The sequence below is a fragment of the Neobacillus rhizosphaerae genome, from assembly GCF_937468385.1.
Classification (GTDB): domain Bacteria; phylum Bacillota; class Bacilli; order Bacillales; family Cytobacillaceae; genus Neobacillus; species Neobacillus rhizosphaerae.
On sequence record NZ_CALBWS010000001.1, the window covers coordinates 218,159 to 231,063 of the forward strand.

The window sequence follows — 12,905 nt, forward strand, 5'->3', positions numbered from 1 at the left end:
TTTGTAAAAAAAAAAAAATCGCTTGTTCTTCCACGAAAAAAATGTTATAATAATTGAGCGATGAGCTGAGTTGTGTAAGCCGAGGAACATTCCTTATGGAGCACACTATGTGGAGTGTGGTTCTTCGCCTCAATACGCAAAGGACGTTTGTTTTTACAGACGTCCTTTTTTATATTAAATTAGCACTATTTTCATAAATTTTTTATAATGAATATAGGAATAAAATTTTTAACAAACGGAGGTATGGCTATGAATAACCATGAAATCGATTATCATATTTACGGCGATGACATGCAGTTCGTTGAAGTAGAGCTTGACCCGCAGGAATCGGTTGTAGCTGAGGCAGGAAGCTTTATGATGATGGAAGATGAAATACATATGGAGACTATTTTTGGAGATGGCAGCGGCACAGGAAGCGGGATAATGGGCAAATTGTTTAATGCTGGCAAACGTGTTCTTACCGGTGAAAGCTTGTTCATGACTACCTTTACAAATACAGGAATGGTGAAAAAACACGTTTCGTTTGCATCCCCCTACCCTGGAAAAATTATTCCAATGGATTTAAGACAGTATGGAGGTAAAATTATTTGTCAAAAGGACGCTTTCCTTGCGGCAGCAAAAGGAGTCTCAATAGGAATTGAGTTCCAGCGTAAACTGGGTGTGGGCTTCTTTGGTGGTGAAGGATTTATTATGCAGAAGCTTGAAGGCGACGGAATGTGCTTTATTCATGCTGGAGGCACCATTATTAGAAAAGAACTCCTGCCTGGCCAATCCTTGCGGGTGGATACTGGATGCTTAGTAGCGATGACCAGCAATGTTCAATATGATATCGAATTTGTAAAAGGAGTAAAAACAGCGTTATTCGGTGGCGAAGGAATGTTCTTTGCAACGCTGCGCGGACCAGGGTCGGTTTGGGTTCAATCTCTACCATTCAGTAGGCTTGCCAGCCGGGTATTTGCAGCTGCGCCTTCTCGTGGAGGATCAAAAGATGAAGGCAGCATGGCAAAAGGAATTTTTGATATGTTTAGCGGTGACTGATAATGAGTCCTTCATCAATACAAAAAAACAGGATCATCAAATCCTGTTTTTTTGTTTTTCAACAAAGGAAACGATAATAACCAAATTGAAGTAGCCCCTTCCCTGAAAAAATATGGAGTTCATTATATTTTAATTTATTAAATCAAATTTTCCCTTGGATGGTATTTTCACAGAAAGGGGTACTTCTTTTTTATTCCGTTTCATTTTCATCGTCTGAATCCCTAAGATATTGTCTTCTAATTCTTTTTTTATCATATTGACAATCACAATAACCAAGAAGAAACCAAAAACAGGAACGAAGACAATCCAAGGTGACAGGACAAACTCTGTAAAATTTTGGCCAATCAATCCGGCCCATTCATTAGATAAGGATGCCGGCTTTGGTCGATCTTCTGCATCATCATATCCAAAAATCCCAGCCCTATTGATTCCACCAAGAAAAAGTCCAAAAATACTTAATTGCATGGTGATCTGCAAGGTACTTATAATCTGCTGAACGGTAAATAAAATACCATAAGAACGCATGTACGGTAGTAATTGTCTTCTTACAATATGTAATTTCCCCGCTCCCAATAAGTATGAACTTTGGACAAACGAGGTTTTTAATAACTCATCCGTTATATCTGATGCAAAAAGGGTTACCGAAGGAAAACCGATAAATACTAAAATAATCAGTTGGTAAGTAACTATAGAGGTGATGGCAACATCGTTAGGAGCCCCGACAATTGATTTCATCAAAATATATGCAATTAAAATGGACGGTATATACCGCATAGATAAAAAAAAGTCATTAAAATAACTTTTTAAAAATGGCGCCCAAAGTGATAAGAACATTCCAAAAATTCCACCCAAAAGAACCCTTAGGACGGCAACACTAAATGCAGTTATTAACGTAAATTTCGCACCATATAGTAAAAGCCAGTGCAAGTCCTCACCATTGCGGGTTGTTCCTAGCCAATGTTTTTCAGATGGTGGAAAGGGAGCTCTGTCAATTATTTTACCATGTTCATCTTTAACTAGAACCTGGTGATTAAAATCAATAGGTCCGTAATATGGATATAAACAACTCATTAATAAAAGGATTAGAAGCAAAGTAGAACCAATGAGTGTCTTTTTATAAGTTCTCATAAACCGATGACCTCCTTTCCTTTAATCTGCTTTGAAATCAACCATCCTGCTGCTTCAATCACCAACAGTGGAATAGATAGCATCAATAAACTGGCTATTAGAGAAGCAAAATCTCCTCCGCGAAAAATAACATTTCCAAATTGCCGGTTAAACCCGTTAATGTTAAACATAAATTCTACAAGATAAATATTTGATAATAATACCCATATGATGGTTCTTAACTGTAAAACTAAAAGTGGAAAAATATTGCGGATTATATGTACAAGTAATGTTCTTAATCGACCCATTCCTTTTGCTTTTACGTAGAGAACATATGGCTGATTTTGTTCCTCAATAATGACCCTAATGAGAAACTGTAATAATAAAAATAGCGGCAGGAAGGAGACTGTTACAATTGGAACAAAATAAGGTTTTACATCCATAAAACCGTAAAGCTGTAAAAACTTTAAACCCGTTGATTTATAAAGCGTAATGACAAAAAACTGAAAAAGAAAAATTATCAGTAAATCCGGGACTGCTTCGAATAAATTGACGCCGCTTTTTAATCGATTTCTAACCTTTTTCGGAGCAATCAAAATTAAAATAGCCATAACCATGGCAACAAGAATAATAACTGCTAGGCTGCCAAGGAGTATCGTCATAGTGTATTTATAACTTCCTGATATATCCAGTTCCTTAAAAAAGCTCAAGTACATAGCGTCCTTTATCTGTAGTAAATATTGAAAATCTGCCTTTACATTCTCCCAAAACATGTTGAAATTTACTTCCACTGAATCTTTTCCAATTCCTAATAATAAAGGAAGATTAAAAATAAAGAGAAAACCGGTTAAGATTAAAACAAGTCTAATAATTGCACGTAACAATCGCTTCATTTTTCCACCTCAAAAACTTTAATATCTATAGCTTAAGACCTTGCCCTTATTTTCATTGTAACAGATGTTTTTGCAACATTCTCAATTCTATTAGACGAATTGGGATAAATAATGTTTCAAAAGAACTTAAAAAGCATGCATTTTTTTATGCATGCCAGGTTCTTCCTATTCTAAATCTAGCTTTTTAAGTTCTGTTAATACTTGCTCTCGTTTTAGATTATACGATTGCCACGGAGAGCTCTTTTTCATGGCCTCATTTTTTTGCTCTTGTAAAATGGTTCGTAAATCCGGTATATTTTGATCTATTTTATAAAGTTCAATTAATCCAAGCACTCCCGTAGAAGATAAGCTATTGAGATAATGAACATCTACTTTTCCACTCGTTTGAAAGCGGTTCATATTTTCTTTCACAACGATTTTATTCAAATCAATCACTGTAATCGTTGTGTAATATATTAGAGAAGTAATAAAATAGAAGTGAAATAAAGATAGCTTCTCCACCCAAATTTTCACCAATGTATAGGTGAAAATGACGGCCAGGAATATCATAAACGAATGGACAAGCACCCTGATGAATGAAAACCCATAAACCTCCTCATAAAGGTGTAACCTTAAAAAGGAAGAGCTTAACATTACCGAACTGGCTAATACTAGGATGGTTAACATGGTCTGAGTCATTCGCTTCATAACACTTGTGGTATGATTAACAAAGGTTAGGATAACAACGGTTATCGACAAATTAATAAGTGTGACAAACAATAGCTCAAAAAAACCTTTTCTTGCGTATTCTGCATAGGTATAGTCACCCTGTAATGTACCGCCAAAGAAATATTTAAATTGAACGAGTGTAAATAAAACATAAACCGTATTGATCACAATTAAGACTGTTAGTGAGATAATCGAATCGAGATGGACCACTTGAGTATCCGCTTGTTGCTTCCTCACTTTTATTTGTTTTTTGACTAGCACCTGCATGAATCCGAAGAAGGCACCGGTGTAGATGAGAATAATGATTAATCGGATAAGCACTTCTGCATCCAAAATGCGGAACCAATCTGGAATGCCGCCAATCATTCGTTCAAACTGAGTATCTGCCGAAATTAGCAATTTTAATACAATCAACAAAACTGGAACGGAAATTAACATCCCAATCATTATTTTTTTCCAGATTAATAATTTGTCCTCATCCACGTCTTGCTTCAAACCTTTTCCAAATAGTGCTACAAAAGCTGCATTATACTTAATCGCTTCTAAAAGCCTTGAAAATAAATAGATAACAAAGACTGGTTTCGCCCATTGGAAGTTTTTCGGACTGGTAACTAATACAAGATGAAAAATAATTAATCCTGGAATCACCATGATATTAAGAGCATAAAAAAGTATGTTATCGTTTAACAAATAACTGGTTGCTAGAAGCCATATACAACAAATCACAAGGTAGCCAAAGCGTTGATGTGAAAATGGGAAACGACGGTAACGCCACAAAAACACCGTATAAAATGCCATGACAAACACAATATAGGAAATCCCGATTTGTCCACGGAAAAACGCTTCTTCTGCTAGAATCCCAAGCAGCAGACAGAAGAATAAAAAGAGCCAATCCGCTTTACTAATTTTCATTTCCATTATTTCATCCCTCATTTGTGTAGATTTTCTATATATATAGTTTTACTAGGTATATAAGCAAAAAAAACTGCTCATATCGAGGCCTTCCTCCCCCAACGGTAGCCAATCCAGCTTACTGGGTAAAGGATGACGGTAAAAATGATACAAGCTATAATAAACGTTTTTGTTAATAATGGGGCGAACCAAGAATGCGGTATGATTTGAAAAACCGTTAGGAACATTAACATTAAATTTGGTATGAGTGAGAGTAAAAACGTCTTTCTAAGAAGCGTTCGTCCACCATGCCCGAAGCCTTTGCCAATTTCATAACCGAGTAATGCCCAAAAGAACAGATACAAAAAGGCAATTAAGGTAGGGATTGCCGTTAAGTGATTCCAAATGACTGTCAACCATTCCCATTGAAAAAGATTGTGAGCGAGTGTTAATAGACTGCCTCCCCCGAAAAAGAGGATATTTAACAGAATAAACATCCATTTCATATTACTCGGTGTAACAGTTAGCTCTGCTCTCCACAATTCAGCAATTTCTTCGGGTCTGCCAAGCCGTAAGACAATCCTTTCGCCAACCTCTTCCTCGTTCGTACTATTAAAAGATTCCAACAGAATTTCTTCAATATGTGACTCATACTCGAGAAGGATATTTTCTTTATCTGGATGGTTTCCTAGCCCGTTTGCAAGCTCGCTAAGAAACCTATTCTTCGGCCGTTCCATGCTTTGATCTCCCTATAACTTTGTTCATTACTTTAACAAAGTCCTGCCATTCACGCGTTTTTTCACCTAAAAGTTCTTTCCCTGCTTTTGTAATTTGGTAATATTTTCGCGCTGGACCTTTTTCCTGCTCCTGCCAATAGCACTCAATGTACTCTTGCTTTTCAAGCTTGTGAAGTGCTGGATACAAAGTTCCTTCCTTTACACTCAAGCCATTATCACTCCGTTGCTCTAATTCTTTGACTAATTCATAGCCATACATATCTCGCTCGTGTAATAATTGAAGCAAAATTAAGGACGTACTGCCTTTTACCAATTCACGGTTAAACATGATTATCACCTACCTAGAAATATTAGGTACATAGAAATTCTACATTTTTTATTTGACTTTGTAAAGAGGTTAAGGATTTTTTTTTACAAATTAAAAGTAGTGACGATTTTGCAATCGCCACTCCTAATTTAATTGCCTATTTCATATTTTTTCGATTATTTTTATGTTCAAGTTCAATATATTGATCCCTTTCCCCACCATCAGATAATTCTTCGGAAAACTCTTGTTTTGCCTCATCCCCTACTAACTCTCCTGCCTTGATTGTTTTTGGCGCTAAATTATTATTTGGCGCGGCCTGCTCATTCCATTTTCCCATCAAAATCACCTCTTCCATAATAGTTTTCCCTAACAATAAAATATTCTCCATTTCATAACAAAAAAACTCATCCAATTTAAATGGAAAGAGTGTAGTAACTGTATTAAGCACTCACAAACATGAGCAATTTTTCATATAATTTATTATCACTAAATAACTTCAGTAGATAAAAAGTGGAATTGTCCATTCCGATAGTTTCCCTAAATTCAAGAAAAACATAAGTATAATAATTCCATTTTTTCTTCATACTAAGGAAAAAAGATGAGGTGAAGAAAATGGGACTACTCAACTCATTTAATCAATGGAAAGAGACGCGCTATCAAAATCATGTCTCCAATATGAAAGACCAAGGCAAATGTCCTGATTGTCAGGGTCGAGGTTATACCGTTTACCCCTATAATGAATTTGCCTACTTTAATTCCTTTGAATGTTCAGGATGTCAGGGCAGCGGTCATTATACAGATTGGGAAGAAATGAGATAATCTCGAGAGGATACAAACATAATTTCAAAAAATAAAAAACCCTTCAATAAACCATCTAATCAGTGGTTCATGAAGGGATATTTTGATTTTATTAGTGAAACCTTCTTCAACTCAGTTATTAACTACGCTTCTTTATAAGACCCTGGTAGGCCTTGGCTGTCCTTACCTCTACAGTAAGTGACCCTTTTCTGACAATTGCTTTTAATAAAATTGGTACACCTGAAGTATTTTTGAATCTAAAGTCAAAACCTCCATAGGAAACCGTTGCATCTCTTCCTGTTGGAACATAGCCAACATGCAAAGAATGGTGATGCTTTTCTATATAACTTACAGCTAATTTATCAACCGCATTAAACAATGTTGAAGATGTCTGGCAAATGCCCCCGCCAATGCCCTCAACCAATTTTCCTTCAACCACTTCCTGTGCCTTTTGATACCCGTGCGCGGCATCACTCGGTCCTACTGTCGTATTAAACGAGAAGGCATCTTGGTTTCCAATAATAATATTATTGATTGCTTGTGCTGATAACTCAATATTTTTAGATCTTCCAACGACACTGCTATTAAAATGGGTAGTATAGGAAGCGATTACGACTTCGCCCAAATTTGCTGCCTCCTCAAGTTTATAACCACTTGCAGTGACATAAAGCGGTATTTCTACACTTCCGCCCTTTTCTGAAGCCTTAAGAATTTTTTCAACTAACTCTGATTCATTAAGGATTGTTTGCGGTGTTCCTTTAATAACTTGACCATTTGCATCCAGCTTATCAAGAATCATCCTCTTGTCATAACCAAGGGTTTCATTAGTCCCTCTGGCTAGTTCCTTTGCCCATATTCCTATTTCCGCTTTATACTTTTCATTATCAATCCCAAATCCAATCTCCTTTGGAGTAAAGGTTTTAATCATGTTTTTCGTATTTGGATCGATGATATTTACTATTACCGGCTTTTCTTCTTCTTTCTTCTTGGCTTCCTCCTTTTCCCTTTTCTTTTGTAGTTCCGAGGCCTTGACAGGATTTTCTTTCGTCGTTTGCTCGGCGCATCCAGTTAATCCTAGTAAACTTCCTACTAATAAAAGTGAAATTACCCATGTAAACTTAACCATTTTCCCCCAACTTTTCCTTTTTATCGTGAATCTTATAACATCCTTATATTTTTTAGACGCGTTCCGCAAGACATTAGTTTTAATGTTTTACCTTTTCTATTCCATTTTAATTTCCATTCTCCTGCTAAAAATCAAAAACTAGTTCTTTTGCTTTATTTTATCTCAATAGAAAATTAAAAATTTGGGTATCGGATAAAATAAACTGGAAAATCTTAAATCTCCCTTCACAAGAGAAGAATAAATACTCTGATTACGTAAATAGTATAGTTAAGTTTGTTAAAATTTTTGGGGGTGTCCAAAATGTCTGTATATGTATATCAGACGTTTGTGATTAAGCAAAATAAATTCAAAGAGGGAATTGAAAATTTAAAAGAGATTAAAAAATTTCGAAATGAAAATTATGATCACAAGGTAGAATTATTAGCACCAGTTTCTGGGGGAGATTATACGTATGCACTTCTTTCTACTTATGAAGGATTAGCAGAAATGGAATTACAAAATAAAAAGATGTTCGATGATGAAGAATACTTAAAACTCATTGGTGAGTTTTTTCTCGAAAACATTGCTGAAGGAAGTATGTATACCCAAATTTACCGCAGCATTTAAGTTTGGTAACTCCCATGGAAAAACCTCTGAAAGTTTTATCATTTGTGAAGATAGTTTTTTGGTTCATTGTTGAAAGGGATCTTTAATGACTTATCCTCAGCATTTTGATAAACTAAAATTCGATATTCTTATCATAATAGTTACACCTTTACTTTACCTTACTTTCTTGATTGGACGGGGAAAGATTAATGAAGAAGACAGTTATATACAAGCAAGATGATCGTTTTACAATTAAGGCTGATTTTTATGAAACTAACCATACACACGCACCCGTTGTCGTTTATATTCATGGTGGTGGGCTCGTTTGGGGAACAAGAGAAGATATTAGTGATGAAATGATAAAACTTTACACTGATAATGGTTTTGCCTTGTTTTCTATTGATTATAGGCTAGCACCTGAGACAAAACTACCAGACATCATTGAAGACATTCAAGACGCACTTCACTGGATAGAGTCAGAAGGACCAAAGCATTTTAGCTTTGACCCCAAAAGAATAGCTGTGGTGGGTAGTTCAGCAGGTGGTTTTTTGGCTCTTAGTACAGGAACCTTTACTCATAAACCACGCGCAATCGTCTCCTTTTATGGATATGGAGATATTGTTGGTAATTGGGCTACGAGTCCTAGCAAATTCTATTGCCAAAAAGACCTAGTTCCTAATGAACTTGCGAAAAGGCTGATTTCAGACCATATCTTAACAGAGGCATCGATAGAACAGCGATTTCTCCTTTATGTATATGCCAGACAGCACGGAGAGTGGATTCAAGAAATTACAGGTGTTAATCCAACAATTAATAAGGAAGTACTCCAAAAGTTTTGTCCGAAACAAAATATTACCAAGGATTACCCACCTACCCTATTATTACACGGGACAAAGGATACAGATGTTCCCTACGAACAATCTGTATTTATGAGAGCCGCCCTTATAAAGGAACAGATAGAAACCAAGTTAATTACTATTCCAAATGGAGAGCATGTATTTGATAAAGATTTTCATCATCCTGTTGTTCAAGATGCACTTAATCAGATGATTGAATTTCTGCAAATTCACTTATCAGAATAAGCTATTTATTGATATTACTAAATCCCAAGCTAAAGAGAAAAACAGACAATCTGATAGATTGTCTGCTTTTCTTCTGCTCAAAAGTAGTAGAGAAATCCTACTTCTGATTTAGTTTGTGAAAATGCTCAAATAGATTGTCACAATCATCTCTTTGCTCTACCTTTACCATGTTAAGTACGCTTTTATCTTCCCCAGTTAGATAGTTACGAAGATGCATGTCTGAAAAACCATGATCATGAGCATCATCTCTTGTGTTACAATAATGAACTTCTTTAACGCCTGACCAAATGATAGCTGACAAACACATTGGACATGGTTCACAAGTTGCGTATATTACACAATCAGATAAATCCATTGTGCCTAGTTTCTTACAAGCCTCTCTAATAGCTACCATTTCTGCATGTGCAGATGGGTCTGTATCTCTCATCATTGTGTTGCTTACAACAGCGATAATTTCATCGCCTCTAACGATTGTTGCACCAAATGGTCCCCCAACTTTTTTATCCATCCCTTTAATCGTTGCTTCTGCTGCCAATTTCATGTAATCCATAATCAAATTCCTCCTATTATTTATTGCAGATAGTTTTATAAAAATATATCTTATAAACTTTGATTATGTTTGCTATTCAAGAGTAGGATCAAAATGTTCTTATTCCTGAGTGGTTTTTATTTTTACTCTGTAACAGGACCAATATTATCTTTCTTATTTACATAGAGTTTATACGCTAAAAATGCTGCAATTAGTAGATATCCCCAAACGAAAGGCATAGCAGTTGCTTGTGCAAGTCCGAGAGTGCTTGTATGAATTGCACCAACAAAAGTTAAAGCGGCTCCTAGCACTGCAGCTATTATGCCTCCAATAGGCGTGTTGCGGATAGTAAATATAGCTATACAACCCCAAATAACACTAGTAATAGGAGCACCATTACCTAGAGCAACCAAGCCATCGTAGAAAAGTCCAGCATTGTGCAGGGCATGTGAAGAAACTTGATTGGCAGCTGTCCCTACCGACATACCAGCAGCTGAAAGTGCATTATTAACAGCAACAAGTGCCCAGTTAGCAACCCATGGGAAGAAACATACAAAGATTGCCGGAGCTTCAAATTTCGGACTTTCTTTGACAACTTGATGCCCTGTTACAATCGCAATAAACACGAGCATCGGAACAATAGCGGCAATTGGGACAACAGCTAGCAACAGACCCATAAGACTGAAAACCGATAATAGGAATATTGCAACAGAGCTAGCAATAGAATAGCCTAAACCTGCACCAACTTCTTTCCAACCAGCATGACCTACATATACTGTTACTGGGAATGGGTTACCACAAAGGCCACCTATTGCAGTACAAAAACCGTTTGTAAGCATAACGTCTCTAGTTTTGTATTCATCCCCACAAACAGCAGCAGCTTCAACGTTTTCCAGATTAAAAATGTAGTTTGATAATCCTAGAGGTACAGCAGTTAATAAATATGGCAAAGCAGCGTTAAAACTGTCGGCAAACCCATTTAAATGCAACATAGGAGGATTAAAGCCGAATGATTTTAGAGCTTCAGTAACATCAGCAGGATTTTGATATCCAGCTATCCAAGCAATTGCAGTTCCAACTACTATCAATAATAAACCCGTAGGTATTTTCTTCAATATTGGATGTTTACTTAACCAGTTCATGAAGATGATTATTAATGCAACAAATGCCACTACAGGCATTTCAAAAGATTGTAGCATTGGGTTCATACCCAAGAATACAAATGCCAAACCAGCCAAGGCTGCTAGCAATACAGTTCTTGGGACGATCTTTCTAATAGCTTCACCCAGGAATGCACCTATTATTAAAATGGCAGCCTCAACAAAGCCCCAAAGCACAGCGACTGTTGTTGTGAAAGCAGCATCTTTTGTTTGATGATATAGAGGAAGCATAATCACAAATACGATAAGAAAAATACCAGGTGAACTAGAACCTGATGGTAGTGCGGTAATATTATTTCTACCTGTTTTCTTAGCTAATTTATAAGCAAAATAAGCAAACATAATGCCAGATAGCAATACAGCAAATCCAAAGCCAGGAACAATTTGTTTAAAAACAAACTCTTTTGGCATACCAACTACACCAATTAATAATGAGATCATAACTAAAAAGTCTGTCAAAACATTAACGAACAAACCGAAGGAAGCAGCAAAGTCTCCCTTTTTCCAAAAAGATACGTTCCCCATGTAAAATTCTCCTTAAAAATCTATTATTTTTTATTACAACTAAATTGTAATAAGCATTAAGTAATGAATTTAATCGCCATGGTTGTATAAATTATACAGTCAATAGGCTCCTTAATCCCCAATTTCTTTCCTGCTCTCAAAGAATAATATAAGCAATTAGTTTTGCAATTGATAATCCAAAAAAGTTCGCATCTCCACGAATAGATGAGAAGTTCGGCCAAAATCTATCAAATACCCTTACTATTGTTTCTTATTAAGTAACTCAATAGACTGTTCCTTATGCATATGATATAAAGGATTCGTCGGGTCATGTTCGATGGCATTCTCTATAGCCTCTATTGCTTCCTGATGTTTACCTAATGATCTCAGACTATTTGCCTTATGAAATGAAAAATCATATCGATGCGGCTGTAGTGAGAGTAGCTGATTCATTTCATGCACTGCTTCCTCGTGCCTTCCCAATTCTCTTAAATAATTGGATTTGTGATAGCGATAAAACGTCTCATTAGGATTAAGCTCACTAGCTTTATCATATTCTGCTAGGGCTTCTTCAGGTTTTTTCATTAACCTTAAACAATTGGCTGTGTAGAAATAGAAATCCAAATCATTTGAATTTAATGCCAATGCCTTGTTGTACTCATCAAGTGCCTCTTCAAACCACTTTAATTCTTGTAAGAAATAGCCTTTATAGTATCTTAAATCAAGGTTTTGACTATCATTTTCAAGGCCTTTTTCAACCTCTACGATCGCCTCTTCATACTTATCGATTCTAGCAAGCATTTTTGCTTTGTTAATCGATTCATTCGATTCTACATAATCCTTGTTCAAAATGCTAACAACCTTATGTTGCTCCATTTCTTTGGCATGCTGAAGTGAAGACTTCCCGTCTCTATCTAGTACATTCACATCTGCACCAGCATCCACAAGTTCTTGAATGATATTAGAATAAAGCCTGCCGCCATTACCTAAAATGACAGACTCGAGTAGGGCGGACCAACCTAAATTGTTCACATGGTTTACGGGAACTCCAGCATCCAAGCAAACTTGGACCGTCTTCAAGTAGCCTTTCTCACTTGAAGGTAACAGTGCTGTTCCACCAAACCGATTAACACTGTTTAAATCTGCCCCATACCGGAGCATTAAACTTAATATTTCATGAAATCCATTTGCTCCCGAACAGATAAATGGGGTTAGTTGCGTAATATCTCTGGAATTCACATTGCTGCCAGCTTCTAATAACAATTTTACTACCGCAATTTGATTTTTTTGTGTTGCTGCCATTAAGGCTGTTCTGCCGCCAGCATCTTTATAATCAACGCTAGTCCCCTCATTTAAAAGCCGTTCTACAACTGCTAGATCTCCCTGTTCACTAGCATGAATAAGTTTTGTGTTCAAGGAATGATTTTCCAAGATTATTCT

The 12,905-nt window shown here is 36.3% G+C and carries 14 protein-coding genes; 4 read left to right on the forward strand and 10 right to left on the reverse strand.

Going from position 1 to position 12,905, the window contains the following annotated elements:
• Positions 1–249 precede the first annotated feature (249 nt).
• Complete coding sequence (locus M5A78_RS01050; RefSeq protein ID WP_248733429.1) at positions 250–1,038, forward strand: TIGR00266 family protein; 789 nt, start codon at positions 250–252, stop codon at positions 1,036–1,038.
• A gap of 129 nt (positions 1,039–1,167) precedes the next feature.
• Here the strand turns inward: M5A78_RS01050 and M5A78_RS01055 are convergent, their stop codons facing one another.
• From M5A78_RS01055 to M5A78_RS01080, 6 genes are all read right to left on the reverse strand, one after another.
• Positions 1,168–2,166, reverse strand: coding sequence for a hypothetical protein (locus M5A78_RS01055; protein WP_248733430.1), 999 nt, complete (start codon positions 2,164–2,166; stop codon positions 1,168–1,170).
• The gene (locus M5A78_RS01060) at positions 2,163–3,038 is read right to left on the reverse strand and encodes an ABC transporter permease subunit (protein ID WP_248733431.1); all 876 of its coding nucleotides are present in this window, start codon (positions 3,036–3,038) and stop codon (positions 2,163–2,165) included. The genes M5A78_RS01055 and M5A78_RS01060 overlap by 4 nt, the downstream gene beginning before the upstream one ends.
• Before the next feature lie 165 nt (positions 3,039–3,203).
• Positions 3,204–4,664 carry a DUF4153 domain-containing protein gene (locus tag M5A78_RS01065; RefSeq protein ID WP_248733432.1) on the reverse strand — a complete coding sequence of 487 codons (1,461 nt, stop codon included), beginning with the start codon at positions 4,662–4,664 and terminating at the stop codon, positions 3,204–3,206.
• A gap of 71 nt (positions 4,665–4,735) precedes the next feature.
• A complete protein-coding gene (locus M5A78_RS01070; RefSeq protein WP_248733433.1) occupies positions 4,736–5,374 on the reverse strand; it encodes an HAAS signaling domain-containing protein in 639 nt (212 codons plus the stop codon).
• A complete protein-coding gene (locus M5A78_RS01075; protein ID WP_248733434.1) occupies positions 5,355–5,702 on the reverse strand; it encodes a PadR family transcriptional regulator in 348 nt (115 codons plus the stop codon). Before M5A78_RS01075 ends, M5A78_RS01070 begins: the two co-directional genes overlap by 20 nt.
• Positions 5,703–5,838: 136 nt before the next feature.
• The gene (locus M5A78_RS01080; RefSeq protein WP_248733435.1) at positions 5,839–6,018 is read right to left on the reverse strand and encodes a hypothetical protein; all 180 of its coding nucleotides are present in this window, start codon (positions 6,016–6,018) and stop codon (positions 5,839–5,841) included.
• 275 nt (positions 6,019–6,293) lie between these two features.
• Between M5A78_RS01080 and M5A78_RS01085 the strand changes: the two genes are divergently transcribed.
• On the forward strand, positions 6,294–6,500 hold the full coding sequence (locus M5A78_RS01085; protein WP_248733436.1) for a methionine aminopeptidase: 207 nt from the start codon (positions 6,294–6,296) through the stop codon (positions 6,498–6,500).
• A 118-nt stretch (positions 6,501–6,618) separates the two neighbouring features.
• Here M5A78_RS01085 and M5A78_RS01090 read toward each other — a convergent pair whose 3' ends face one another.
• The gene (locus tag M5A78_RS01090; RefSeq protein ID WP_248733437.1) at positions 6,619–7,605 is read right to left on the reverse strand and encodes a VanW family protein; all 987 of its coding nucleotides are present in this window, start codon (positions 7,603–7,605) and stop codon (positions 6,619–6,621) included.
• A 300-nt stretch (positions 7,606–7,905) separates the two neighbouring features.
• Between M5A78_RS01090 and M5A78_RS01095 the strand changes: the two genes are divergently transcribed.
• Entirely contained in the window at positions 7,906–8,211 is a 306-nt protein-coding gene (locus M5A78_RS01095) for a hypothetical protein (protein WP_248733438.1), read from the forward strand.
• A 188-nt stretch (positions 8,212–8,399) separates the two neighbouring features.
• Positions 8,400–9,272 (forward strand): alpha/beta hydrolase, encoded by an 873-nt coding sequence (locus M5A78_RS01100; RefSeq protein WP_248733439.1) that lies wholly within the window; start codon positions 8,400–8,402, stop codon positions 9,270–9,272.
• 97 nt (positions 9,273–9,369) lie between these two features.
• Here M5A78_RS01100 and M5A78_RS01105 read toward each other — a convergent pair whose 3' ends face one another.
• The 3 genes from M5A78_RS01105 to M5A78_RS01115 form a co-directional block, all read right to left on the reverse strand.
• The gene (locus tag M5A78_RS01105) at positions 9,370–9,822 is read right to left on the reverse strand and encodes a nucleoside deaminase (protein ID WP_248733440.1); all 453 of its coding nucleotides are present in this window, start codon (positions 9,820–9,822) and stop codon (positions 9,370–9,372) included.
• A gap of 122 nt (positions 9,823–9,944) precedes the next feature.
• Positions 9,945–11,486: a xanthine permease gene (locus M5A78_RS01110; protein WP_248733441.1), complete on the reverse strand. Its 1,542-nt coding sequence runs from the start codon at positions 11,484–11,486 to the stop codon at positions 9,945–9,947.
• 240 nt (positions 11,487–11,726) lie between these two features.
• A complete protein-coding gene (locus M5A78_RS01115) occupies positions 11,727–12,896 on the reverse strand; it encodes an ankyrin repeat domain-containing protein (protein WP_248733442.1) in 1,170 nt (389 codons plus the stop codon).
• Between the last annotated feature and the right edge of the window lie 9 nt (positions 12,897–12,905).

Excerpts from the sequence above, each read along its gene's own strand:
- M5A78_RS01100 (WP_248733439.1), top strand. The coding sequence starts at position 8,400 with ATGAAGAAGACAGTTATATACAAGCAAGATGATCGTTTTACAATTAAG.
- M5A78_RS01075 (WP_248733434.1), bottom strand. The coding sequence starts at position 5,702 with ATGTTTAACCGTGAATTGGTAAAAGGCAGTACGTCCTTAATTTTGCTT.
- M5A78_RS01105 (WP_248733440.1), bottom strand. The coding sequence starts at position 9,822 with ATGGATTACATGAAATTGGCAGCAGAAGCAACGATTAAAGGGATGGAT.
- M5A78_RS01065 (WP_248733432.1), bottom strand. The coding sequence starts at position 4,664 with ATGGAAATGAAAATTAGTAAAGCGGATTGGCTCTTTTTATTCTTCTGT.
- M5A78_RS01080 (WP_248733435.1), bottom strand. The coding sequence starts at position 6,018 with ATGGGAAAATGGAATGAGCAGGCCGCGCCAAATAATAATTTAGCGCCA.
- M5A78_RS01060 (WP_248733431.1), bottom strand. The coding sequence starts at position 3,038 with ATGAAGCGATTGTTACGTGCAATTATTAGACTTGTTTTAATCTTAACC.
- M5A78_RS01110 (WP_248733441.1), bottom strand. The coding sequence starts at position 11,486 with ATGGGGAACGTATCTTTTTGGAAAAAGGGAGACTTTGCTGCTTCCTTC.
- M5A78_RS01090 (WP_248733437.1), bottom strand. The coding sequence starts at position 7,605 with ATGGTTAAGTTTACATGGGTAATTTCACTTTTATTAGTAGGAAGTTTA.
- M5A78_RS01085 (WP_248733436.1), top strand. The coding sequence starts at position 6,294 with ATGGGACTACTCAACTCATTTAATCAATGGAAAGAGACGCGCTATCAA.
- M5A78_RS01050 (WP_248733429.1), top strand. The coding sequence starts at position 250 with ATGAATAACCATGAAATCGATTATCATATTTACGGCGATGACATGCAG.
- M5A78_RS01095 (WP_248733438.1), top strand. The coding sequence starts at position 7,906 with ATGTCTGTATATGTATATCAGACGTTTGTGATTAAGCAAAATAAATTC.
- M5A78_RS01070 (WP_248733433.1), bottom strand. The coding sequence starts at position 5,374 with ATGGAACGGCCGAAGAATAGGTTTCTTAGCGAGCTTGCAAACGGGCTA.
- M5A78_RS01055 (WP_248733430.1), bottom strand. The coding sequence starts at position 2,166 with ATGAGAACTTATAAAAAGACACTCATTGGTTCTACTTTGCTTCTAATC.